Genomic DNA, 22476 nt, shown 5'->3' with positions numbered 1-22476 from the left:
TATGCGCCGACTTAGCGATACGTTATTTCTGACATGGCTTTCCGTTCTGTTCACGCTGAGCGCCTTCCCGGCGCAGGCGCTGACCTGCAAGACCACCTCGTCCACGATCAGCGAAGTCGTGAATATCGAGAGCATCATTAAAGTCTCCAGCAGCGAGCTTATTGCCAATAAAAAGATATGGGTCTCCAGTCCTATTACCGCCACCTTCAGTTGCGAAGATACCGATAATTTTCCGAACGGTGAAAGCGCCTATTTCTGGCTGGATCCGGAAAATAAAGCCAGCAGCTTGCCCAACTTTATCCAGGTAGGCATTACTTACAACGGCATCGACTATCTGCTACAAAATAAAAAATCGGTGGAGATTGGCCCGGCGACGCTATGTGATAAAAGCGGGAATACCTGTAAGTCCCCGGCCATTGGGCAGACATTCAGCCTGGTTTACCAGGTCTATATCATCTCGACGGGCCGCAGCGTGACCGGGGATGGTAAAATAGACGATAACCTAAAATTGTCGCTTTTTCAGGTAGATGGCCAAGGCGGTCTACGTAACGGCACCGCTGGCGCCAACTATAATCTTTTCATTACCGGCCTGAACCGTATCAGAACAATGGCCTGCGTCCCCACGGTATCTATTTCGCCAAGCGAAATTAACTTTGGCGATATTCCTGCCGGTAACGCCCGACCGGGCTACTATGAAAAAACACGCCCCTTTACCGTCACCTATGGTCTGGTCAAGCAGGGTAACGGCAGTGATTGCGGGACCGAACCTATGCTTGCTACGTTTAGCACCACCAATACGATACAGGAGAGCGCGATTATTTTGCCGCAGCCGGACAGCGGCTTCGGCATTGTCATCTCGCCAAACGCCAGTATGCTTCCACGTATTGAGATGAATGCTCCGATTCACTTTACGCTGGCAACGGGCGCGACCCTTGCGAGTACCTATACGGCGGGGCTGCTCTGGTTGTCGAGAACGCCGAAGCTGGGGCCTTTTTCCGCGACCGCCAAAATCACCGTGACCTTTGAATAACGCCGCACCGGGCTAGTTATACTCCAGAGCGAAGGTCACCATGCTGTTGGCCGTGCCCGCCGCCACCGTGGCGTCAGTCTGCACATACTGGGCGTTAAAATTGATCGCTTCGGCGGTACCGGCGTTGGCGCCGGTCACCCTTTTCAGGATCGGCAAGTTGCTGGCCTCATTGATCTTGACGCTGGTGCCATCAGAGACCGCCGCGCCGGCGTTATTGCCGTAGGTCAGCTTCACACCGACGCCGCTGGCGCTGTTGCTGGCCTGGCTCAGCGCCAGGGTATCGCTCTCCACCGTGACGCCGAAAAAACCGATGCGCACATCGGTCGGCGACGGACAGAACACCGGGATCGAAAAGCGCTTCGCCTGGCCGCCGGTGGTCCCTTTGCCATGAAATTCCGCCCGGTTAACCGCGCCCAGACTGACGTGGATCGTCGATGTCGCCACCTGACAGCTGCCGCTGCTGCCGATGTCTACGTTCAGGGCGGCCATATCAATACTCACCGGCGTGCTGGCAACGTAGCTGGCGCTTCCGCTGGCCTGCTGCTCAATGGTCATCTCACCCACCTGCGGCAGCGACGGCGAGTTGGTATGTGTCCCGTCCGCCAGCTGTACCGTGCCGGTTTTATAGAAGGTGACCGCGATCCTGACCGTCGTTTGCTGCTGCGTCATCAGCGCCGGGAGCATCGCGCTGTCGCAGACCACCACCGTCTCGCCGCCGACGGCGTGGCTGCCATCGATGGCGCGCATCGGGCCCCCCGCGCACTGGAAACTGAGCGCGTAGCCGATGCCGTCGATGGCGCTGGGATAGACGTGCTGCCCGTTAATCACCACCGGCGAGCCGCCGGTTTTCAGCTGTTTATAAACGATACGTTTGGCGCTCGCCGTCGGCAGCTGCAGATCGCAGGAAAAGGGGATCCCGCTGCCGTTATCGGCCATCGCGCTGGTCATCTGGGTATTAACCGGTAGCGTGGGCAAATATTTGATATTAGGGATATTGACCGTGGTCTGGCCGATATTCGCCCGGCAGGTTTCAGCCCGCACGCCAGGGAGATAGCCGCCCAGCGCCAGCAGAAAAAGAAAAGGAAGAAGACGAAAAACAGATTTCATAGCTGCCTCAGCGTGTCTGGCACAGCCCGGAGACGGTTTTCACCGTATTCAGACTCTGTTGTGGGTTATCCGGAAGTTGAAAATGCAGCGTGCAGCTCTGCGACTGGTTGTTTACGACCCAGCTCACCGCCAGGGTTCCCTTCTGCGGCACACCGCTGAGATACACCTGGCCGCCATCGGCTACCATGCCGCCTGGCGCATTGCCGCTCTCCTCCTCTTCGACCAGCCGCGCGCTGGCGCCAAACGGCAACGGCCCCTGGGCATTGCGCAGGGTAAACAGCACCCGGTTGCCAATGTGGGTTCGGTAGTTGGCCATCACTACCGCGCCACCGCCGGGGATCACGGTCTGCCCTTCCTGGTCGACGTCGGTGTCATCGGCCATCGACTCTGTGTCGAGGGTGATCACGTTTTTCCGGTAGGCGGTCAGGGACGGCACCACGGCATAGCCGCGCCAGTCGGTGCGGACATTGTTGCCATTTTGCACCGCCACACCGGCGGCGCCTGGCGCCCGGACGATGGCAAAGCTTTCGCCCACCGTCTGGCCAAAGGTAATACCGTGCGGATGGGCGACCACCGAGCCGGCGCCTCCCCAGGTCAGCTGGTTGCTGGCGGCATCATGACGATAGCCAAGCTGGGCGTTGCCGAAGCCGCCGTGGTAGTCCAGCGCGACGCTGCTGTTGCTGCCTCGCCCCTGGTTGCCGTAGCCCTGCTGAACTGAATAGAACAGATTTGTCCGCGTCGGCATCGCGCCATACAGCGACACCTGCTGCGAGGTATAGCCATTGCTGTCCGAGGTGGTGTTGTAACTCACCGCGCTGTCCGACAGCGGGCCGCCCAGCGGAATGTTGATATTGAATGACCAGGAGCGGTCGTTTTTTTCCTGTCCGCTGGCGCGGGTATAGTAATAGCCCACGCCCCAGGAGATCCCTTTCCAGGCGCTGTAGAACCCGAGGTGCACGGTTTCATCCCGACTCTGCCGGTGCCAGTACTCTTGCGACCAGGCGGAGATCGCCAGACTGCCGAGGCCGCCAAGGCTTTGTGACACTGAGATCTCTTCCCGACGACGCCGGTTGTCCACCAGTCCCTGTTCGCTTTCCAGCGCGCTGGCTTCGGCAAAATCGTAGTAGCCGCTGGAGGAGTAGCGATAGCTGGCAAGGCTGAACGAGGTGCCCGAGCTGACGAAATCTTTCTGATACTGGGCGCGCAGTGAATGACCCGCGTAGCGCTTGCCCGACGGCGTACGAGTGACCGCCTGGGTGACATCCCCTCCCAGCGATCCGAACTCGCCAAAGCCGCGGCCCAGACCGAGCGCCCACGACTGATAGTCCTGGGCCAGCTGCGTGCCGCCGTAGAGGGTAAATCCCGCCGACAGGCCGTAGAACAGGGTCCCCTGCAGGAATTCCGGGGAGCGTACCGAATCCGATCCGGCATGGTAGCGCCCGGCGCTGAGGCTAAATTTGCCGCGCCCTTCACGCAGCATGAACGGTACCGCGGAAAAAGGCTGGGTAAAGGTGCGCACCGCGCCATTGCTCTCGGTCACCTTCACCTCCAGATCGCCGCTCTGCGAGGTGGGATAGAGATCGCTGATGGCAAACGCCCCCGGCGACACGAAGGTCTCATAGATCACATACCCGTGCTGAGAGACGGTCACTTTGGCATTGCTGTGCGCCACGCCGCGGATGGTGGGGGCAAAACCGCGCTGGCTGTCCGGGAGCATCTCATCGTCAGACATCAGCTGGACGCCGCGAAAGGGGATGCTGTCAAAGACATCGCCGATGGTATAGGTATCGCCGATCCGCAGCAGACTCTTCAGCGAGCGGACGTCGCGCTGCAGCCAGGTACTCTGTGAATCCCAGTGCCGACGCTGCTGGTCGTACTGCATCGAGGAGACGTTGCGCAGACGCCAGGCACCCAGGTTCATGCCGCTGCGTAAATTGAGATAGTTTGAGCGGCTGCTCTCCCCATCATCGGCACTCTTGATCTGCGCGCCAGAAAAATAGTAATCAACAAACGCGGCGGGCACGCCATCGTCCCAGCGCGAGGGATCGACATAGCCGCGACTTTGCACGTTCATCGCCGCCTGGGGAATACTCAGCGTCAGGCGCTGGTTAGCAAAGGTGAACCGGCTGCTGGCGTCGGGAATAAACTTCTCGATCCGGGTGAAGGTCTCTCCTTCATGCAGCGTTTGAAAGGCGGGAAAGGCGCTGACGTTGACCCCATAATCCGCCAGTTGAGCGGGCGTTAGCACCGGCTGCAGCTTCCCGCCATCGTCAACAAACGTAATATCGGCCTGACCCAGCTCCTGATCGTTAACCACCACGGTGACAGAGTAAGTGCCCGGCTGCTGCCCGCCGGGTTTGGCGAAATAGTGCAGGTCGGAGGTTTGCTGCTGCGGGTCGGCAAACTCCAGCGCCGCCGGGTCAAAATAGTCGTCGGCCAGCGCCCGGTTCGGCGGACTGAGACAAAACATCATCGTCGGCACCGTCGCCAGCGCCAGCGCCCGTCCTGCGGTCAATGGCATTGCGGCATACTCCCGCACCTTCGCTGTTGTTGTTCTTTTCATGCTGGCGCCGTCCGGTCATGTCATCACACAAGGGAATTACTGCTGGGCGAAGTCGCTGACGCCGCCGTAGTCGTTAATCGCCCGCCATTTGACGGCGCCGTGCCCGCTCACCGGCCACGTTTTCTGGCCGAAAGGGGCCACCATGCCAGGCTCGTCGATGCTCTGCCCACCCACCGCGACGGAGTAAAATGAGACAAAATAAGGGGTGGGGTTTGCCACCGTCAGATGACCGCCGGACTGGGTAAACTTCAGCTGCTGCCAGGCTTTTGCCGGGTCGCCCGCCAGGCCGTTGGGCCGATAGAAGATTTTGAATTTCGACTTAATATTGACCTGCAGCTTGTTCACCTCACCCTGGGGCGTTGGGGCGATACTTTTGACGTTCAGCCAGAACACCGACTCGCGGTCGCTGGGCAGTGAGGCGCCAATAAAGTTAATGCGCAGAACGTTATTTTGCTCCGGATCGAGACGGAACAAGGGCGGCGTGACAATAAAGGGCACCTTGGCCTTATCGTTTTCCGCGTAATTTTCCACCCACGACTGCACCAGATAGGGCGTATGGGTATCGGCATTGGTGACTGAAATAGCGGCTTCACGCTTCCCTTCCTGATAAATCACACGGGTTCCACCCATGACAATACCGGCCTGCGCTGCCGTGGAGCACAGCAGAAAAGCCGCAACGGCAATTATTTTCTTCATCATTAATAACCATCAGGTAAAGGTTGAACAGACAATAAAATAAAGCTGTGAATAACAGAGCCAGTCACCATTGAGATAATTAGCAGGAACAACAATATCGTCACGAATATATATCGCGACGGCTTCGCCATTAATTTTTCAACAGACTGCTAGGGATCCAGACGCAATGGACTGGCTCTGAATAACGCGCAATATGCTTAGTTATAAATCATATTGAAATTAGCCGTACCGTTGGCGTCACCTGCCGTCACGGTCGCCCCGGTAGAGACATAATCGGCGTAAAACTCGAGGTCGGCAGAACCGGTGCTGCCGCTGGAACCCGGAGTGACCGCTTGTTTGGCGGTCGTTTTACCGAGGCTAACCGCCGTCGTCTGATCTTGCTCATACAGCTTAATCGCTACGCCGCTGGCGCCGCCGCTGTTGATGGCCAACAGGGAGGTATTCGTCTGTTCGCGCGTACCATCAAACAGCACAGCGACCGTCTTCACGCTGGCCGGGCAATCTTTGACTTTGATATGAAAGGGAGTTTTGGTGGTTTCGGAGCCTGTGCTGGTAAAATAGGTGCTGGCCCATTTGCCCAAATCCACCGTCTGGCCGGTTGAACCGCTGTCGACGTTGCAGGAGCTGTCGGTGATTGATCCATTGAAGATAACCTGCCCCCCGGCGCCTTGCGCACTGGTTCCTGAGTTTGGATTAATCGTGTTTGCCGCAGTCGCCTGGAAGGTTACGCCCGAAACCAGCGCGCCCATGAGAATTGCCATAATACGAAGTTGGGTTTTCATTATTTATCTCATCGTTAACGAATATATCGCACAGTCATCGGAATAGCGCATGGCTATCGCGAAGCTGCTCATCAGTTCCTCCCTGTAAATGTTCATTGCGTTCCTTCCGCAGGATATTAGGCACACGCCCTCTCACTCTGTTTTATTCGATCAAAAGGTGAATATCAGTAAAAAACAGAAGCTAAAAAAGTTATTTCGGTGTGCAAAATAAATATATTACCGGACCCTAAAAAAGGCAATACAGCAAAATGTTAAAGACACGTTAAGAACTACCACCTGCCTGATAATTATTTTTGAAATAGCTTTTCAATGTTAATTTACATATCTATACAAACCGAATTTAAACACGCACGACCAACAACGAATCACATTAATTAACAAATTTAAAGAAAATAGCGAATAAAGGCGTCTTGTTTTATCGTGCTTCCGAACGGTGGTACAAGAAAATTAGGAATTTTCCTGGTATTAATATTCATCATTTCTACATAAATGAAGCAAAAGCGCCCATCGGCCAGGGGGTAATTTCTTGTTGTGGAAGCTTTTTAATTTTCAAGTGAAAGCTGTTACATCAGAGATGTAAATGTATCGACGCCCTCAGCTGAAAAAACCAACATTATGGCAGGGTTATTTTACGGTTAAAAAAAATCCGCAACCCGAATGGATTGCGGACAGAGGATGGAACAGAAGCGCGGGATTGGATTTAGAACAGGCCCAGCGGCGCGGTGCCGTAGCTCACCAGCAGGTTTTTGGTTTGCTGGTAAGCATCCAGCGCCATTTTATGTGTTTCCCGGCCAACGCCAGACTGTTTATAGCCGCCGAACGCGGCATGAGCCGGGTAAACATGATAGCAGTTGGTCCATACGCGACCGGCTTTGATACCGCGGCCCATGCGATAGGCGAGGTTGGTATCCCGCGTCCATACCCCGGCGCCGAGGCCAAACTGGGTCTCATTGGCGATGGCCAGCGCTTCCGCCTCGTCCTTAAAGGTGGTCACCCCGATCACCGGCCCAAAGATCTCCTCCTGGAAGGAGCGCATATCGTTGCGACCTTTAATCAGCGTGGGCTGAATATAAAAGCCGTTATCCAGCGCCGGCGCGATAACGGCCCGTTCGCCACCGGTCAGAATTTGCCCGCCCTCTTCCCGGGCAATCTGAATGTAGGAGAGGATCTTATCGAACTGCTGGCGGGAAGCCTGGGCGCCGATCATGGTGTCGGTATCGAGCGGGTCACCGCGGCGGATCTGCGCCACCTTCTCCATGACCCGCGCCATAAACGGCTCATAGATGGATTCATGGATCAACGCCCGCGACGGGCAGGTACAGACTTCCCCCTGGTTAAAGAAGCCGAGCACCAGTCCCTCCACCGCCTTCTCAATAAACTCCTCTTCTCCGTCCATCACGTCGGCAAAGTAGATGTTGGGCGATTTTCCTCCCAGCTCGACAGTGCACGGGATAATATTCTCCGCCGCGCAGGCGAGAATATGCCGCCCGACCGGCGTGGAGCCGGTGAACGCCAGCTTGGCGATACGTTTGCTGGTGGCCAGCGCCTCGCCCGCCTCTTTGCCGAATCCCTGTACCACGTTAAGCACCCCGGCCGGGAACAGATCGCCGATCAGCTCCAGCAGCAGGGTAATGCTCAGCGGCGTCTGCTCAGCCGGCTTGAGCACCACGCAGTTACCCGCCGCCAGGGCCGGGGCCAGCTTCCACGCGGCCATCAGCAGCGGGAAGTTCCACGGGATAATCTGTCCGACCACCCCCAGCGGTTCATGGAAATGGTAGGCCACCGTGGTTTCATCTATTTCTGCGGTGCTGCCCTCCTGGGCGCGCAGGCAGCCGGCGAAGTAGCGAAAATGGTCCACCGCCAGCGGCAGATCGGCATTCAGGGTTTCGCGGATCGGTTTCCCGTTGTCCCAACTCTCCGCCACCGCCAGATATTCCAGATGTTGTTCAATACGATCGGCGACCTGCAGCAGCAGCCTGGAGCGCTGCTGCACTGAAGTTTTGCCCCAGGCCGGCGCTGCACGGTGGGCGGCATCGAGGGCGAAGTCGATGTCTCTGGCATCCGACCGGGGAAACTGCGCAATGTTGCTGCCGTCAACCGGGGAGGTATTCATAAAGAATTCACCGCTCAGCGGCTCGATAAATTTACCGTCAATGAAGTTGCCGTAAGCGGATTTGAATGAAACCAGAGCGCCGGGCTGGCCAGGGTGTGCATAACGCATCGCAAATCTCCTTCTGTAGGGTTGAGACGCAGCGGCATATTGATTTTTTAAACTTGCCGCCGAACGCTTCTCACTTTGCAGGGGTTATGCCAGTTTTTTGACTCCTTGTAATAATATTAATTATCAAACGGTTATAAATAATCTTTTGTCAGACTATCGAACGCTGTCGCGCAGTTTTCCACTTATGTGTTGCAAATCGCAACACCAATTAAACCAAATGGCTACAATATCGCAACACAGCAACATCGACCCTGAGGTGCCCTGTGCCAGCTAATCCCGTTCTTCTTGCCCCAGAGGTACGTACTAACCCCTTGCTGAGCGACTCGTGGTCTCGCTGCCGGCGCTATGGTCTGGATCCCGCTACCGAGGATTTTCCCCGTCTCGGCGCCGGCGAGCTGGCAGACCGGCTCGCCAGCCACCGCAGCCTGCAGCAGCTGGCGCAGCCGGTGGTGGAGGCGCTGTCGCGTCAGGTGGCGGACCTGCAGTCGGTGGTGATCCTCTCCGATCCCGGCGGCCTGGTGCTACACACCGTCGGCGATACCCAGGCGTTGCAGAAGGCCCAGCGCGTGGCGCTGGCCCCTGGCAATCTGTGGAGCGAAAGCGGGCGCGGGACCAACGCCATTGGCACCGCGCTGGTCATTGACGACGGCTGCGAGATCGATGGACGCCAGCACTTTCTCACCCGCAATCAGAATCTGTACTGCGCGGCAATGCCGCTCCAGCGACCGGACGGAAGTATTGCCGGGGTGCTGGATATCTCCGGCCCGGCGGATTTTCCCCACCATCACACCTTCGGCTGGGTGAAAGCGGCGGCAAAGCAGATTGAATATCTGTGGGTGAAACAGAGCCTGCATCCTGAGCAGTGGCTGATGAGCCTGCACCGGCAGGTGGACAAGCTCGACAGCGTCGAGGAGCTGCTGCTGGTCTTTTCCGACAACGTCCTCACCGCCGGCAACCGGCTGGCGATGCGCGAGTTCGGCCTGAGCGCGGCGCAGTTTGGCCAGCTCACCTTTGCGTCGCTTTTTCCGACGCTGGCGCAAACGGCGGTCAGCGTCCCGCTGCCGCTAACCATGCCGCAGGGCCGCTATCACTATCGTCTGCGGGAGCCCACCCGCCGCCGGGTGGCGGTAAGCGCCCCGCCGGCCATGCAGCTCCCCTTTACCAGCCCGAGCGAAGGTGAAAAGCTGCTGCGGCTGCTCAACGCCGGCATTGCGCTATGCATTGAGGGGGAAACCGGCAGCGGCAAAGAGTATGTCAGCCGCACGCTGCACCAGCACAGCCGCTGGCGCAGCGGTAAATTTGTCGCCATTAACTGCGCGGCCATCCCGGAATCGCTGATCGAATCCGAGCTCTTCGGCTACCAGCCGGGGGCATTTACCGGCGCCAGCAAAAACGGCTATATCGGTAAAATTCGCGAGGCCGAGGGCGGGGTGCTGTTTCTGGATGAGATCGGCGATATGCCGCTGGCGCTGCAGACCCGCCTCCTGCGGGTACTGCAGGAGAAAGAGGTCGCTCCGCTGGGCGCCAGCCGCAGCGTGCCGGTGAACTTCGCGGTGATCTGCGCCACCCACCGCAGTTTGCCCCAGCGGGTCAGCGCCGGCGAATTCCGCGAAGATTTGCTGTGGCGCCTGCGGGAGTATGCCCTGGCGCTGCCTCCGCTACGCGAGTGGCCAGCGCTGGAAACCTTTATCGCCACGCTGTGGCGTGACCTGGGCGGCGCTTCGCGCCGGGTGACGCTTTCAAACGCGCTGCTGACTCACCTCAGCCAGTTGCCGTGGCCGGGAAACGTGCGCCAGCTGCAGAGCGTCCTGAAGGTGATGCTGGCCCTCGCCGATGAGGGCGACACATTAACGCCCGATGCCCTGCCGGAAGCGTATCGCACCGCGCCTGCGCCGCTGCCGCGCGGGGGATTGCAGGCCCATGACGAGCAGTTGATTGTCGATACCCTGGCCAGCGTCAACGGCAACGTCAGCCGGGCGGCACAGATGCTGGGCATCGCCCGCAGCACGCTGTACCGCCGCGCCGCCCGGGCCGGACGGCCCCGTCGCTGAGGCTACGGCGTAAAGCGCGCCGGCAGCCAGGAGAACATGCGCCGGCTGACGGCCTCGCACAGCAGCACCAGACGTGAGCCGGCCACCTGCCAGATCCGTTTTGCCACGATGACCCCACCGACGGCGACCAGGGCCGCCCCCACCATATCGAGCGGAAAATGTACCCCAAGATAGATGCGCGACCAGGCCACCGGCAGCGCGGCCAGCAGCATCAGCAGGCCAGGCACCCGCAGGCGCAGCGACAGCAGCGCAAACGCGGCGCTGAACATCACCGTCCCGTGATCGCTGGGGAAGCTGTTATCCGCCGGATGGCTTATCCAGGTATGGCCGAGGGGGATCATAAACGGCCGCGGATGGAACCAGAGCGTTCCGCACACCATCCCCAGCCCGAGGGAAATCACCACGGCCAGGGTCATAAACAGCGCCTGGCGATGCCCCTCACGGCCACCGAGGAACCACAGGCCGAGCGCGATCGCCGGCATCATAAACACGATGCCAGTGGCGCAAAAACGGGCCAGCGACAGTAAGCCTTCCGCGGCGCCAGGCTGCGCATTCAGGGCGAGAAAAACAGATTGATTCAGGGTTTCCAGGGCGTTCATAGCGAGAGCTCTCAGTCGTCATCTTTCTGTCATTATCGCCCGGACGCCTTAAGACACCCTTAACCGCGGGAGGGTAAATTGGCCGCAAGAGGCAGCCCTTCCCGCAGGGCGTCGATCGCCGCCCGCGTTTTTTGCGGCAGCCACGGCCCCTCCGGCCACACCGCGTGGATGGCGAAACGCACCTGAGCGCTGGGCGCCAACACCTGCTGCAACGTTCCGTCGGCAAGCGCCTGCGCCACCAGCCAGTCCGGCAGCCAGGCGATGCCCATTCCCTGCTGCACCGCCGCCGCGATGGCGGCAAAATCATCCTGTATCAGCCACGTCTGCGGACTGAAGCGCACTTCGCCCTGCTGCGGGTCATACAGTTGCCATTTTTGCAGCTGGCCGTTGTGCAGATAGCCGAGAGTACGGTGCTCGCTCAGCCCGGCAATGGTCTGCGGCGCCGGCTGCTGGCGCAGGTATTCCGCCGCCGCACACAGCACCATGCCATGCTCCCCCAGCGCCCGCGCCCGTAGCGACCCGGTATCGGCCAGGCTCCCGATACGCACCGCGAGATCAAACCCCTCTTCCAGCAGATTAACCTGCCGGTCGCTATAGTGGAGCTCGAGCTTCAGTAACGGATAGCGCTGACTGAGGAGGAACAGCAGCGGTGCAACGCAGCGCTGGCCAAACAGCACCGGCAACGACACCCGCAGCCGCCCCTGCACCTCACCTTTGCCGCGCTGCAGCGCCTCTTCAGCCTCGCGGATCCGCCCCAGCGCCTCCCGGCACTGGTGGTAAAATTGTTCTCCCTCTTCCGTCAGCAGTTGCCTGCGGGTGGTGCGCTGGAATAACGCCACGCCGAGGCGCGCCTCCAGCCGGGCAATGGTTTTTCCCACTGCCGAACGCGTCACATGGAGGATCGCCGCCGCGCTGGCAAAGTTGCCGCTCTCGACCACGGTGACAAATACCGGGATCGCATTCAGATCGTCGCGCACAGATTGGTTCCTTAGGGGATACAATAGTGGAAAATAATGTCACTCCTGAGACCAAAAAGACAGTGGTAGTCTCTGCCTCCATCCTTCATTTGAGGCACTCATCATGGCGAACGTACTGGTATTAAAATCCAGCATTAACGGCGAAGTATCCCTGACCAATCAGCTGATTAACGAATTTCTCGCGGCGCGTCAGGCGGCGGGACACCGCGATCGGCTCACCGAACACGATCTCAGCGCCATGACGCTGCCAACGCTGGATCGCTCCCTGTTCGCCGCCCTGCGCGGAGCGGCGGATCCGCAGCCGGCCATCCGCGAGGCGGTCGCGCTCTCCGACCAGCTTATCGCCGAGTTAAAGGCCAGCGACCTGCTGGTGATCGGTGCCCCGATGTATAACCTCAACGTCCCGACCGATCTGAAAAAATGGTTCGACCTCGTGGCGCGGGCGCGGGAAACCTTTCGCTACACCGACAGCTGGCCGCAGGGGCTGGTCGAGGGCGTTCGGGCGGTGGTCGTCAGCAGCCGCGGCGGGATTCATCTCGGAGAAACCACCGACGCCATCACCCCCTATCTGCGCGCGGTACTGGGGCTGATGGGGATCCATGAGGTGGAATTTATCTATGCCGAAGGGCTGGACAATCGTCCGCAGGGTCGCGACGCCGGGATCGCCCGCGCCCGGGCGCAGATTGCCCAGCTCGCCGTTCCGGCCTGAGTCGTGGAGAGAATGTGCTGGCGCTAGCGGCCTTTTTATTTTAGAGTTATCTAAATTTAGAAAAAGCTAAAATATATGACCACACCTGAAGACCTGCAGGCCCGCGCCGGAGAAGCCGCCGCGCTGATGAAAGCGATGAGCAATCCTCACCGATTGCTGATCCTGTGCATGCTCTGCGACGCGCCGCGAGCCAGCGCTGGTGAGCTGGCGCGGGCTACCGGCCTGAGCCCCTCCGCCACCTCGCAGCATCTCGCGCGAATGCGTGACGAGGGGCTGATCGACAGCGAGCGCGACGCCCAGCGTATCCACTATTTCATCACCCACCCTGCGGTACAGCAGGTGATCAACACGCTGAAAACGCTCTATTGCCCGTGAGGATCCTATGACTATCGCCACCGTAACCCCTGCCGAAGCCCGGGCGCTGATTGCCCAGGGCGCCAGACTGATTGATATCCGTGATGCGGATGAATACGCGCGCGAACGTATCCCCGATGCCGAGCTGGTGCCGCTCGCCGCCCTGACCAGCGGTACGTCCCTCAATGCCCGGGCCGGAGAGACGGTCATCTTTCACTGCCAGGCGGGTTCCCGGACGCAGAATAATGCGATTCGCCTGGCCGCGGCCGCCGCGCCGGCGCAGGCCTGCCTGCTGGCGGGAGGAATTCAGGCATGGAAAGCCGCAGGGCTCCCGGTAGCAGAAGATAAATCCCAGCCGCTGCCGCTGATGCGCCAGGTACAAATTGCCGCTGGCGCCCTGATTTTACTCGGTGTGCTGCTGGGCTATACCGTGAGCAGCGGCTTCTTCCTGCTCAGCGGCGCGGTCGGTGCCGGGCTCACCTTCGCCGGGGTGACCGGCTTTTGCGGTATGGCGCGCTTGCTGGCAGTCATGCCCTGGAACCGGCGCCAGGGGCGTTAAAACGCGCTCCAGATAAGCCAGGCAATACCGCCGAACAGCAGCCATTTGACGATGTAATAGACGGTTTTATTCCATTTTTTCAGCCGTTTGCCGACAATGCGGATCTGATAGATATAGCGAAACGCCCGGTTAATCCCGCCGGTACGATCGCCGGTATCATTGGGCGCCGAGGCGGCGCTCATCAGATGACGTCCCAGCCAGTAGTTCACCTTCTGCGCCCAGCGGTAGCGCATCGGCCGTTCAATATCGCAGAACAGAATCAGGCGATTCTCACCACTGGTATTTTCCGCATAGTGGATATAGGTCTCATCAAACAGGACCCCTTCCCCATCGCGCCAGCTGTAGCGCTGACCGTCCACCTCGATAAAACAGCGGTCATCGTTCGGCGTCGCCAGGCCAAGATGGAAGCGCAGCGAGCCGGCGTAGGGATCGCGGTGGCGCGGCAGACGACTGCCGTCCGGCAGGGTGGCAAACATGGCTGCTTTTATCGACGGAATGTCCCGCAACAGCGCGGTGGTGTGTGGGCAAAGCTGGCTGGCGGAAGGATGGGCATCCTCATACCATTTCAGATAAAAGCGCTTCCAGCCGGTTTTAAAAAATGAGTTAAATCCGGCATCGTTATATTTATCGGCCGCTTTGATCTGCTCCAGTTGCTGGAGATGGATCCCTTCGTCGCGAATAACCTGCCAGTTCTGCTGCAATATCGCCAGCTCGGGAAACATCTCCGGACGCAGATATGGCGTATTCGGCACGCGGGAAAATAAATACATAAATCCATTCAGCGGTGCGGTAAATGTGGAATGGTCGGAGAGTTGCCGCCAGAAACGATAGCGCACGCGTCCGCGGTAATGCACATACAGCACAGCAATAACAATGATCAACAGAATGATATACTTCATGGTGTCTTTCCTGACCTGTTAGTGGTAACCCTACCCTCGCCGTCCCCCTTGTCAGCAGCGGTATGGCGTCAGCGAAACATTAACAACATTAATACATATACCTCCAAATTGTTTTAACAAAAAACAACACACCGGTGTTCAGTGCCCGGGCGTTGAGCTATGGTTTAGGTTCATCCAGGATGTTAATCGTGAGGAGTGAATGATGTTTGCTGTCGGCGATCTGGTACAACCGCGCGCGGGTGGGCCAAAACTGAAAGTGGTGGAAGTGAATGGGGAGCAGCTGGTAGTGGTCCAGGCCGCACAGGAGCAGGGAGAACGCTATACGCTGAAGTCAGACGAGGTGACGCCCTATCAGGAAGAGGGAGACTTCGGCGTCTGCTGAAGCCCCCCTCACTTAAGGCTATCAGGCCAGTCCGGCGGGGGGACTCCCCCGCCGGACTGGCGCTGGCCCGTAAGCGTTAAATTAAAAAGCTCTCCAGCGATTTACCCTGGGCGACCGCCTGGGCAATCGGCTTCGGCATTCTTCCCTGGCCGGTCCAGGTTTTCTCAGCACCAGTATGATCGATATAACGATATTTCGCCGGACGCGGTTGGCGCTTTTTACCGCCCGTCTTCGGTGGCTGAATATCCGCCACCAGCTCGTCAGGAGAAATACCGTCGGCGCGCATTAGTTCAAGCCAGGTATTTACTTTTTCCTGATATTCAGCCTGCTGCTGCGCTGCCAGCTGCTGTTGCGTCCGTTTTTCTTCAGTGACGATCCTGAGTTTTTCCAGCATCTCTTCAAGCACGTCAATGGAGAATTCACGGGACAGGGAACGCAGTGAACGGATATTATTCAGTTTGTGTAACATTAAAGACATAAAATTAAAAAATCCCAGATAAAAAATTAAAAGATACGACGCGGCAAGTGTAATAGAAACGCTTATTTATTTCCAGCCTTCGGTTATCCAGAAAAATATATTACCGGGGTAATGTCCTTTATCTATCGGGACTATATTGGGACATTGCTTTGCTTTTTCATAAATCTGGCAAAAAGCGATAATGAATAGATAAAACCGGATCCCGGACGCGCAATAAAATATAACCCGCCGAGGATATTACCTTTGCGGTCAGCAGGTTACCAGCTCATCGTCGGTGGTCTAGCCGATCCCCCCCTCCCGACACACTGAATAGTTAATCAGTCATTCGGAATAAAACAACACGCACCAGTTCAGAGTTTTTCACCATAAAAATGCGTGCGATGGCATAAAAAATTCTAAATATGACCTCAGTCACACGCTAACGTGATTTTGCGCCGCAGCGGGCAGGCAGGCGCCGAGTCGTCGGCCAGCCCCTTGAGAGAAAACAAATATAACTATTTGAAAAACAATTAATTTAACAAAGAAGGGAATAAAAGTAGCGTAACGAACAAAAAACGAACTACTGCAGAGTATTTTATCGACAAAAAGGCGATAAATAAAAATTTATAGCTAGTTGCCACTTTTAATGCAGAGATATACTCTACGCACATCAAAACAGGCAGCCCAAAAACGCTATACCAACGCGCATTTTTCGGCGTTATTGACTTCATTTTCGAGGAGCACTCCGATGTTCTCTGCGCACTCCCGCTTGCGGCACGCGGTTGCAGACACCTTTGCGATGGTGGTTTACTGCACCGTCGTCAACATGATGATCGAAATTTTTCTCTCTGGTATGACGTTTGAGCAGTCTTTATCGTCGCGCCTGGTGGCGATCCCGGTCAACATTATTATTGCCGTACCCTACGGGATGTATCGCGATTTTGCCATGCGTCAGGCCCGGCGTATCAGCCCGGCTGGCTGGATGAAAAATATGGCCGACGTGCTGGCCTACGTCACCTTTCAGTCACCGGTGTATGTGGCTATTTTGTGGGGCGTGGGGGCAGACAGCCACCAGATTGTCGCTGCGGTGAGCTCAAACCTGGCGGTTTCGATGATGATGGGCGCCGCTTACGGCTACTTCCTCGACTATTGCCGCCGCCTGTTCCGCGTGGCTCCCTACCAGCAGGCGAAAGCCTGACCGACGCATTATCAGCGACTGGCGCTGCCAGTCGCTTTTTCCTCTCAGTCCGCTCCGCCTGACTCATCCCTTGCCTAATTAATTCGTCGACATGGCCGGCTGGGCTTCGCCAAATAGTCCATTCAGAAAACGCTCAAGCGCCATACGTGAGCTAAACCCATGCGGAATACCATAATGCTGCTGCGCGTCTCCGGCTAAATACAGCGGAAATTGTTCATAATGGTCGCAAGTTTTGATATCGGAGGCCGGTTCGGCCAACATATTGCTACGCTCTTTTAACGCCGGATGAATAACTAACGCTGTTCGCCCCATGCGCGCTTCGCGGTTCACATAAACATAATTATCGCCGCGGCGATAGCCGTACGCTTTTTGCGTCACAACATCCATGGTGAAGCCGGCTTTTTCAAGAACACGCGCCACCTCATCGGGTCTTAAATACATACTGATTCCTCGTTATCTTTTACCGCACATTGACCTTACCTTATTCGTTAAGCGCAGTGCTTTCGGAAAATTCCAGAAACCACAGCAGTAAGCATAATTCAAAATCTTGTCCTACACTTACTCACTCGATGGAATTAAGGGAGATAACGATGGCTAACCATGTGAACCGCAACAATTTTGACGAGAACGCCGAAGATATTCATAACGATGTCAGCCAATTAGCGGATACGCTGGAAGAGGTCCTGAAATCGTGGGGCAGTGATGCGAAAGAGGAAGCGGAAGCGGCGCGTGTCAAAGCACAGTCGCTGTTAAAAGAGACCCGCGCCCGCCTTAACGGCCACAACCGGGTGCAGCAGGCGGCGCTGGATGCGCGCCAGGCAGCATGCGATGCGCTGGGTTGTGCCGACACCTATGTACGCAATAAACCGTGGCACAGCGTGGGTGCCGCCGCCGCCGTCGGGGTATTTATTGGCGTATTGCTCAATTTACGTCGATAATAGCTACAGCGTCAGCTTCTGCTGTTCTACGAGCGAGCGGGAGCCCGCCAGTTTCACGGATAGAAATGAAGATAACAAATACGCGTCAGCCCCTGCGCGCCTCTGGCCGCAGGGTTTTTTTATGCGCCATCGCCCCGGATCGCCTCCCTCAGCCGCCGGGCCAGCGCATCGGCCATCGCCGCCGAGCGAATATTAGTAAAACTCATCAGTAATCCCCCTTCGCCAGCCTGGCGTATCCGCCAGTCGCTCAGCGCCTGCACCGCCAGCCCGGCCGCTATCGCCCGTCGCGCCAGCAGGCGATCGTCGCCGCTGACCGGCATGACCAGCTGAATACCTCCCTGCTGCGGCGTGACCTGAAAGCCCTGCGCCTGCAGAGCCGACTCCAGCCACTGTCGGCGCTGGCTGTAGCTGGCGCGCATTTTCTTCAGATGACGCCAGAAATGGCCCTGCTGGATAAAATCCGCCAGCGTCTGCTGCCACAGGGTGGGAACAGTGCAGGGCTGACGCTCCGCCGTCTGGTGAAAACGCGCCACCAGCGGGGTCGGCACCACCAGCCAGGCGGTGCGCAGCGCCGGAAACAGCGATTTACTAAAGGTGCCCGCGTAGATAACCCGCTGCGGCGCATCGAGACTTTTCAATGGCGGCAGCGGTTTGCCGCGATAGCGAAACTCACTATCGTAATCGTCCTCAATAATCCACGCGTCGCGCTCCGCAGCCCACGCCAGCAGCTGGCGACGTCGGGGCAGCGACAGCGCGACCCCCAGCGGGCTCTGGTGGGCCGGGGTGAGCAGGGCAAACCGCGCTTGAGGCTGATGGCGCAAGCCCCAGCCAACATCCATTCCTTCGTCGTCCACCGGGATGGCATCCACCACCAGCTGCCTGGCCTCAACGACCGGGCGGATAAAGGGATACCCCGGATCCTCCATCCACATATGCTCCCCCGGCTGCGCCAGCGTCCGCAGGATAAGATCCATGGCGGTAGCATAGTTGCCGGTAATCAGCACCTGCTCTGGCTGGCAGTCAATACTGCGCGACAGGCGCAGATAGTCCACGATCGCCTGGCGCAGAAGCGGGTCGCCGCCGGGATCGCCGGGAGCAAGGTCGAAGCGCGACTGCGTGCGCAGTCGGCGCCCCATCACTCGCGCCCACAGCCCGCGCGGAAAGAGATCCAGCGCCGGCAGCCCCATCTGAAACGGCAGCGGCTCCGCCGATGCGGCAGGTTGCGCTGGCGTTACCGGCGCCAGCTGGCGCGGACTGAGCCGCTCGCTGACAAAAGTTCCTGCCTGCCCGCGCCGCTCAAGCCAGCCCTGGGCGACCAGTTCGCCCCAGGCGTTTTCGATAGTCGCCCGGGAGACACCCTGCTCCTGAGCAAACACCCGGCTGGCGGGGAGACGGCTGCCCGGGGCCAGTTCGCCCCGTTCAATGGCGGATTTTAGCTGGCGGGCAATACGCTGATAAAGCGGGAGGTCATGAGCTTCCATTATGGTCTGCTTTTTTCATCACAATATGGCTATCTTTTGCAGTCCATTATAGTGCTATTTTGGCTGCCGTCTTAGAGAGGAGAACACCATGAGCCAATTACGTCAGCCATTCAGTGAACTGAGCCCGGAAGTTTATAAAGGGCTGGTACAGGCCAGCATCGCGCTGGAGAAAAGCGAGCTGGGCAGCGCCCTGGTGGAGCTGGTTTATTTACGCGTCTCGCAGATCAACGGCTGCGCCTTCTGCCTTGAGAAGCACAGCCAGGCGCTGCGCAAGGGCGGTATGGCGCAAAGCAAGCTGGATGCCCTGGCGGGCTGGCGGGTAAGCGCTCACTTCACACCGGCCGAACGCGCAGCGCTGGCGTGGGCCGAGTCGGTCACCGACATTGCCGTCAGCCATGCGGAAGATGACGTCTACCTGCCGCTGCGGGAGCATTTTACCCCACGTCAGATAAGCGACCTGACCTTAGCCATCAGCCTGATGAACGCGTTTAACCGCCTCGCCGTCGCTATGCGCCTGTAGTTCCGCACAGCCTCCCCCCTCCTCCGCCGAACTATCCCGGCGGGGGAACTCCTTGCTAAAAACGCTATATATTGAGCGGTTGAAGTTTTAAATAACTACATCTAGTATTCCTTATCGAATGACCCACAACGTTCGACGCTGCGTTTAGCGCCGTGCCGTTATCTTAAATGGAAATACGAATCATGCGCATTATTATTTACACTCGAAATGACTGCGTGCAGTGCCATGCCACCCGGCGAGCCATGGAGAGCCGGGGACTGCCTTTTGAAATGGTAAACATCGACCAGCAGCCGGACACCATCGACACCCTGCGCGAACAGGGATTTCGCCAGCTGCCGGTGGTGATCGCCGGCGATCTGCGCTGGAGCGGCTTCCGCCCGGACATGATCAATCGCCTGCGCCCCTCCGCCACGGCGGCCAGCGCATGAGCCTCATCGTCTACTTCTCCAGCCGTTCGGAGAATACCCATCGCTTTGTGCAGCGCCTGGGGCTGCCGGCGGTGCGCATCCCGCTGAACGAGCGCGAACATCTGCAGGTAGACGCCCCCTATATTCTCATCGTTCCCAGCTATGGCGGCGGCGGCACGGCCGGCGCGGTGCCGCGTCAGGCGATCCGCTTTTTAAACGACGTGCATAACCGCCAGCTGATCCGCGGGGTGATTGCCGCTGGCAATCGCAACTTTGGCGACGCCTGGGGGCGCGCCGGGGATGTCATCGCGCAAAAATGCGCCGTGCCCTATCTCTACCGCTTCGAGCTGATGGGAACCCCTGACGATATCAACACTGTGCGTAAAGGAGTCAGCGAATTTTGGCAACGACAACCGCAGAACCTGTAACCGCCGCCGCGGATTTTCATGCCCTCAACGCGATGCTGAATTTGTACGACAGCGAGGGCCGCATCCCGTTTGAGAAAGATAGCCAGGCGGTCGAGGCCTTTATGGCGACCCAGGTACGGCCCAACACCCTCACCTTCGCCAGCCAGGACGACAAGCTCGCCTGGCTCGTTCACGAGGGCTATTACGATCCGCAGGTGCTGGCCGGCTACGATCGCGGGTTTGTGCTGGCGTTGTTCGCCCAGGCCCGACGCGCCGCATTTCGCTTCCAGACCTTCCTCGGCGCGTGGAAGTTCTATACCAGCTACGCGCTGAAGACCTTTGACGGCAAGCATTACCTCGAGGATTTTGCCGATCGCTGCGTAATGGTGGCGCTGACGCTGGCCCAGGGGGATGAGCAGCAGGCGCGGCAGCTAACGGAAGAGATGCTCAGCGGCCGCTTCCAGCCCGCCACCCCCACCTTCCTCAACGCCGGCAAACAGCAGCGCGGGGAGCTGATCTCCTGCTTCCTGCTGCGCATTGAAGATAATATGGAGTCCATCGGCCGGGCGGTTAACTCGGCGCTGCAGCTGTCGAAACGCGGCGGCGGGGTGGCTTTTTTACTCTCCAACCTGCGCGAGGCCGGAGCGCCGATCAAGCGCATCGAAAACCAGTCCTCCGGGGTGGTGCCAGTGATGAAGATGCTGGAGGACGCCTTCTCCTATGCCAATCAGCTTGGCGCCCGCCAGGGGGCGGGAGCGGTCTGGCTGCATGTTCACCATCCCGATATTTTGCGCTTTCTCGATACCCGGCGTGAGAATGCCGATGAGAAAATCCGCATCAAAACCTTGTCGCTGGGGGTGGTGATCCCTGATATCACCTTCCAGCTGGCGAAAGAAGACGCGCAGATGGCCCTGTTCTCACCGTATGACGTCGAACGGCTGTACGGCAAACCCTTCGCCGACTGCGCCATCGGCGATCTTTATCCGCAGCTGGTGGCTGATGAACGAGTGCGCAAGCGCTGGATCCGCGCCCGCGATCTGTTCCAGCGCCTGGCGGAGATCCAGTTCGAGTCCGGCTATCCGTACATCATGTTTGAAGACACCGTTAACCGCGCCAGTCCGGTGGCCGGGCGGATCACCATGAGCAATCTGTGTTCGGAGATCCTGCAGGTCAGTACGCCGTCCACCTATGATGAGAACCTCAGTTACGCCCATATCGGGGAGGATATCTCCTGCAACCTCGGCTCGCTGAATATCGCCCATACTATGGACTCGCCGGACTTTGCCCGTACTATCGCCACCGCGGTGCGCGCCCTCACCGCGGTGTCTGATATGAGCCACATTCAGTCGGTCCCCTCGGTGGCGGCCGGCAATGCGGCCTCCCACGCTATCGGCCTGGGGCAGATGAATCTTCACGGCTACCTGGCGCGGGAAGGGATTGCCTACGGCAGCCCGGAGGGGCTGGACTTTACCAATATCTATTTCTACACCGTAACCTGGCATGCCCTGCACACTTCGATGCTGCTGGCCCGCGAGCGCGGCCAGCGCTTCGCCGGCTTCGAACAGTCACGCTACGCCAGCGGGGCGTACTTCGACAAATATCTGCAGGAGGAGTGGCAGCCGAAAACCGAGCGGGTGCGCGCGCTGTTCGCTCGCGCCGGCATTCCCCTGCCCGATCGGGAAAGCTGGCGCCAGCTGCGCGACGATGTCATGCGCTATGGCATCTATAACCGCTATCTGCAGGCGGTGCCGCCCACCGGGTCAATCTCGTACATCAACCATGCCACCTCCAGTATTCACCCGATCGTCTCGAAGATTGAGATCCGCAAAGAGGGGAAAACCGGGCGGGTGTACTACCCCGCGCCGTTTATGAATAACGACAATCTGGCCCTCTATCAGGATGCGTACGAGATAGGGCCCCAGAAGATCATTGATACCTACGCCGAAGCGACGCGCCACGTCGATCAGGGGCTGTCGTTGACGCTGTTCTTCCCGGATACCGCCACCACTCGCGATATCAACAAGGCGCAAATCTACGCCTGGAAGAAAGGTATCAAGACCCTCTACTACATCCGTCTGCGCCAGCTGGCGCTGGAAGGCACTGAAATTGAAGGCTGCGTGTCCTGCGCGCTGTAAGGAG

General features: G+C 58.4%; 22 protein-coding genes and 1 pseudogene. 12 read left to right on the top strand and 11 right to left on the bottom strand.

Features of this window, described 5'->3' with window-relative positions; all coding sequences use genetic code 11:
* Nucleotide 1 precedes the first annotated feature (1 nt).
* The gene (locus B8P98_RS06280; RefSeq protein ID WP_080897714.1) at nucleotides 2–1030 is read left to right on the top strand and encodes a fimbrial protein; all 1029 of its coding nucleotides are present in this window, start codon (nucleotides 2–4) and stop codon (nucleotides 1028–1030) included.
* Nucleotides 1031–1042: 12 nt separating this feature from the next.
* Here the strand turns inward: B8P98_RS06280 and B8P98_RS06275 are convergent, their stop codons facing one another.
* The 5 genes from B8P98_RS06275 to exaC form a co-directional block, all read right to left on the bottom strand.
* Nucleotides 1043–2137, bottom strand: a complete 1095-nt coding sequence (locus B8P98_RS06275; RefSeq protein WP_025713533.1) for a fimbrial protein — start codon at nucleotides 2135–2137, stop codon at nucleotides 1043–1045.
* Nucleotides 2138–2144: 7 nt separating this feature from the next.
* Nucleotides 2145–4658 (bottom strand): fimbria/pilus outer membrane usher protein, encoded by a 2514-nt coding sequence (locus B8P98_RS06270; RefSeq protein WP_080924753.1) that lies wholly within the window; start codon nucleotides 4656–4658, stop codon nucleotides 2145–2147.
* A 78-nt stretch (nucleotides 4659–4736) separates the two neighbouring features.
* The gene (locus B8P98_RS06265) at nucleotides 4737–5399 is read right to left on the bottom strand and encodes a fimbrial biogenesis chaperone (protein ID WP_080924754.1); all 663 of its coding nucleotides are present in this window, start codon (nucleotides 5397–5399) and stop codon (nucleotides 4737–4739) included.
* A gap of 194 nt (nucleotides 5400–5593) precedes the next feature.
* Nucleotides 5594–6178, bottom strand: coding sequence for a fimbrial protein (locus tag B8P98_RS06260; RefSeq protein ID WP_025713531.1), 585 nt, complete (start codon nucleotides 6176–6178; stop codon nucleotides 5594–5596).
* Nucleotides 6179–6878: 700 nt separating this feature from the next.
* Nucleotides 6879–8399 (bottom strand): acetaldehyde dehydrogenase ExaC, encoded by a 1521-nt coding sequence (gene exaC / locus B8P98_RS06255; protein WP_025713530.1) that lies wholly within the window; start codon nucleotides 8397–8399, stop codon nucleotides 6879–6881.
* Between the two features lie 263 nt (nucleotides 8400–8662).
* On the opposite strand from exaC, the gene B8P98_RS06250 reads away from it, so the two are divergent.
* Entirely contained in the window at nucleotides 8663–10450 is a 1788-nt protein-coding gene (locus tag B8P98_RS06250; RefSeq protein ID WP_080897711.1) for a sigma-54-dependent Fis family transcriptional regulator, read from the top strand.
* A gap of 2 nt (nucleotides 10451–10452) precedes the next feature.
* On the opposite strand, the gene B8P98_RS06245 is transcribed toward B8P98_RS06250, so the two are convergent.
* Both B8P98_RS06245 and B8P98_RS06240 read right to left on the bottom strand, forming a co-directional pair.
* On the bottom strand, nucleotides 10453–11049 hold the full coding sequence (locus tag B8P98_RS06245; RefSeq protein ID WP_025714855.1) for an undecaprenyl-diphosphatase: 597 nt from the start codon (nucleotides 11047–11049) through the stop codon (nucleotides 10453–10455).
* 59 nt (nucleotides 11050–11108) lie between these two features.
* Complete coding sequence (locus B8P98_RS06240) at nucleotides 11109–12026, bottom strand: LysR family transcriptional regulator (RefSeq protein WP_025714854.1); 918 nt, start codon at nucleotides 12024–12026, stop codon at nucleotides 11109–11111.
* 103 nt (nucleotides 12027–12129) lie between these two features.
* On the opposite strand from B8P98_RS06240, the gene B8P98_RS06235 reads away from it, so the two are divergent.
* From B8P98_RS06235 to B8P98_RS06225, 3 genes and pseudogenes are all read left to right on the top strand, one after another.
* The gene (locus B8P98_RS06235; RefSeq protein ID WP_025714853.1) at nucleotides 12130–12735 is read left to right on the top strand and encodes an FMN-dependent NADH-azoreductase; all 606 of its coding nucleotides are present in this window, start codon (nucleotides 12130–12132) and stop codon (nucleotides 12733–12735) included.
* A gap of 75 nt (nucleotides 12736–12810) precedes the next feature.
* Entirely contained in the window at nucleotides 12811–13110 is a 300-nt protein-coding gene (locus B8P98_RS06230; RefSeq protein ID WP_002914277.1) for an ArsR/SmtB family transcription factor, read from the top strand.
* A 7-nt stretch (nucleotides 13111–13117) separates the two neighbouring features.
* Nucleotides 13118–13664 (top strand): annotated as a pseudogene (locus B8P98_RS06225) (rhodanese family protein).
* Here B8P98_RS06225 and lpxO read toward each other — a convergent pair.
* The gene (lpxO, locus tag B8P98_RS06220) at nucleotides 13645–14547 is read right to left on the bottom strand and encodes a lipid A hydroxylase LpxO (protein WP_025714851.1); all 903 of its coding nucleotides are present in this window, start codon (nucleotides 14545–14547) and stop codon (nucleotides 13645–13647) included. The pseudogene B8P98_RS06225 and the gene lpxO overlap by 20 nt on opposite strands.
* 202 nt (nucleotides 14548–14749) lie before the next feature.
* On the opposite strand from lpxO, the gene B8P98_RS06215 reads away from it, so the two are divergent.
* Nucleotides 14750–14929 (top strand): YodC family protein, encoded by a 180-nt coding sequence (locus tag B8P98_RS06215; RefSeq protein ID WP_025714850.1) that lies wholly within the window; start codon nucleotides 14750–14752, stop codon nucleotides 14927–14929.
* Between the two features lie 76 nt (nucleotides 14930–15005).
* Here the strand turns inward: B8P98_RS06215 and stpA are convergent, their stop codons facing one another.
* Nucleotides 15006–15407, bottom strand: a complete 402-nt coding sequence (gene stpA / locus B8P98_RS06210) for a DNA-binding protein StpA (RefSeq protein ID WP_042930104.1) — start codon at nucleotides 15405–15407, stop codon at nucleotides 15006–15008.
* A gap of 727 nt (nucleotides 15408–16134) precedes the next feature.
* On the opposite strand from stpA, the gene alaE reads away from it, so the two are divergent.
* On the top strand, nucleotides 16135–16584 hold the full coding sequence (gene alaE / locus B8P98_RS06195; protein ID WP_025714848.1) for an L-alanine exporter AlaE: 450 nt from the start codon (nucleotides 16135–16137) through the stop codon (nucleotides 16582–16584).
* Between the two features lie 78 nt (nucleotides 16585–16662).
* Here the strand turns inward: alaE and B8P98_RS06190 are convergent, their stop codons facing one another.
* Nucleotides 16663–17025 carry a DUF2002 family protein gene (locus B8P98_RS06190; protein WP_002914291.1) on the bottom strand — a complete coding sequence of 121 codons (363 nt, stop codon included), beginning with the start codon at nucleotides 17023–17025 and terminating at the stop codon, nucleotides 16663–16665.
* A 149-nt stretch (nucleotides 17026–17174) separates the two neighbouring features.
* On the opposite strand from B8P98_RS06190, the gene B8P98_RS06185 reads away from it, so the two are divergent.
* Nucleotides 17175–17522: a DUF883 domain-containing protein gene (locus B8P98_RS06185; RefSeq protein ID WP_002914293.1), complete on the top strand. Its 348-nt coding sequence runs from the start codon at nucleotides 17175–17177 to the stop codon at nucleotides 17520–17522.
* Between the two features lie 119 nt (nucleotides 17523–17641).
* Here B8P98_RS06185 and pdxR read toward each other — a convergent pair whose 3' ends face one another.
* Nucleotides 17642–19003 (bottom strand): MocR-like pyridoxine biosynthesis transcription factor PdxR, encoded by a 1362-nt coding sequence (gene pdxR, locus B8P98_RS06180; RefSeq protein ID WP_080897709.1) that lies wholly within the window; start codon nucleotides 19001–19003, stop codon nucleotides 17642–17644.
* Nucleotides 19004–19091: 88 nt separating this feature from the next.
* Between pdxR and B8P98_RS06175 the strand changes: the two genes are divergently transcribed.
* The 4 genes from B8P98_RS06175 (at nucleotide 19092) to nrdE (ending at nucleotide 22472) form a co-directional block, all read left to right on the top strand.
* A complete protein-coding gene (locus B8P98_RS06175; protein ID WP_080897708.1) occupies nucleotides 19092–19523 on the top strand; it encodes a carboxymuconolactone decarboxylase family protein in 432 nt (143 codons plus the stop codon).
* Nucleotides 19524–19705: 182 nt separating this feature from the next.
* Nucleotides 19706–19951, top strand: coding sequence for a glutaredoxin-like protein NrdH (nrdH, locus tag B8P98_RS06170; RefSeq protein WP_080897707.1), 246 nt, complete (start codon nucleotides 19706–19708; stop codon nucleotides 19949–19951).
* Nucleotides 19948–20358: a class Ib ribonucleoside-diphosphate reductase assembly flavoprotein NrdI gene (gene nrdI / locus B8P98_RS06165; protein ID WP_080897706.1), complete on the top strand. Its 411-nt coding sequence runs from the start codon at nucleotides 19948–19950 to the stop codon at nucleotides 20356–20358. Before nrdH ends, nrdI begins: the two co-directional genes overlap by 4 nt.
* On the top strand, nucleotides 20331–22472 hold the full coding sequence (gene nrdE / locus B8P98_RS06160; RefSeq protein WP_080897705.1) for a class 1b ribonucleoside-diphosphate reductase subunit alpha: 2142 nt from the start codon (nucleotides 20331–20333) through the stop codon (nucleotides 22470–22472). The genes nrdI and nrdE overlap by 28 nt, the downstream gene beginning before the upstream one ends.
* The last annotated feature ends 4 nt before the right edge of the window (nucleotides 22473–22476 follow it).

It is taken from the genome of Klebsiella quasivariicola, from assembly GCF_002269255.1.
GTDB classification, from domain to species: domain Bacteria; phylum Pseudomonadota; class Gammaproteobacteria; order Enterobacterales; family Enterobacteriaceae; genus Klebsiella; species Klebsiella quasivariicola.
This window is presented reverse-complemented; position numbering and strand designations above follow the sequence as displayed.

Bases quoted from the DNA above. Each gene is read 5' to 3' on its own strand.
- lpxO (WP_025714851.1), bottom strand. From the start codon at position 14,547: ATGAAGTATATCATTCTGTTGATCATTGTTATTGCTGTGCTGTATGTG.
- B8P98_RS06270 (WP_080924753.1), bottom strand. From the start codon at position 4,658: ATGCCATTGACCGCAGGACGGGCGCTGGCGCTGGCGACGGTGCCGACG.
- B8P98_RS06215 (WP_025714850.1), top strand. From the start codon at position 14,750: ATGTTTGCTGTCGGCGATCTGGTACAACCGCGCGCGGGTGGGCCAAAA.
- pdxR (WP_080897709.1), bottom strand. From the start codon at position 19,003: ATGGAAGCTCATGACCTCCCGCTTTATCAGCGTATTGCCCGCCAGCTA.
- B8P98_RS06175 (WP_080897708.1), top strand. From the start codon at position 19,092: ATGAGCCAATTACGTCAGCCATTCAGTGAACTGAGCCCGGAAGTTTAT.
- B8P98_RS06280 (WP_080897714.1), top strand. From the start codon at position 2: ATGCGCCGACTTAGCGATACGTTATTTCTGACATGGCTTTCCGTTCTG.
- B8P98_RS06260 (WP_025713531.1), bottom strand. From the start codon at position 6,178: ATGAAAACCCAACTTCGTATTATGGCAATTCTCATGGGCGCGCTGGTT.
- B8P98_RS06265 (WP_080924754.1), bottom strand. From the start codon at position 5,399: ATGATGAAGAAAATAATTGCCGTTGCGGCTTTTCTGCTGTGCTCCACG.
- B8P98_RS06185 (WP_002914293.1), top strand. From the start codon at position 17,175: ATGGCTAACCATGTGAACCGCAACAATTTTGACGAGAACGCCGAAGAT.
- B8P98_RS06245 (WP_025714855.1), bottom strand. From the start codon at position 11,049: ATGAACGCCCTGGAAACCCTGAATCAATCTGTTTTTCTCGCCCTGAAT.
- B8P98_RS06275 (WP_025713533.1), bottom strand. From the start codon at position 2,137: ATGAAATCTGTTTTTCGTCTTCTTCCTTTTCTTTTTCTGCTGGCGCTG.
- stpA (WP_042930104.1), bottom strand. From the start codon at position 15,407: ATGTCTTTAATGTTACACAAACTGAATAATATCCGTTCACTGCGTTCC.
- B8P98_RS06190 (WP_002914291.1), bottom strand. From the start codon at position 17,025: ATGTATTTAAGACCCGATGAGGTGGCGCGTGTTCTTGAAAAAGCCGGC.
- B8P98_RS06230 (WP_002914277.1), top strand. From the start codon at position 12,811: ATGACCACACCTGAAGACCTGCAGGCCCGCGCCGGAGAAGCCGCCGCG.
- alaE (WP_025714848.1), top strand. From the start codon at position 16,135: ATGTTCTCTGCGCACTCCCGCTTGCGGCACGCGGTTGCAGACACCTTT.
- nrdH (WP_080897707.1), top strand. From the start codon at position 19,706: ATGCGCATTATTATTTACACTCGAAATGACTGCGTGCAGTGCCATGCC.
- nrdI (WP_080897706.1), top strand. From the start codon at position 19,948: ATGAGCCTCATCGTCTACTTCTCCAGCCGTTCGGAGAATACCCATCGC.
- exaC (WP_025713530.1), bottom strand. From the start codon at position 8,399: ATGCGTTATGCACACCCTGGCCAGCCCGGCGCTCTGGTTTCATTCAAA.
- B8P98_RS06235 (WP_025714853.1), top strand. From the start codon at position 12,130: ATGGCGAACGTACTGGTATTAAAATCCAGCATTAACGGCGAAGTATCC.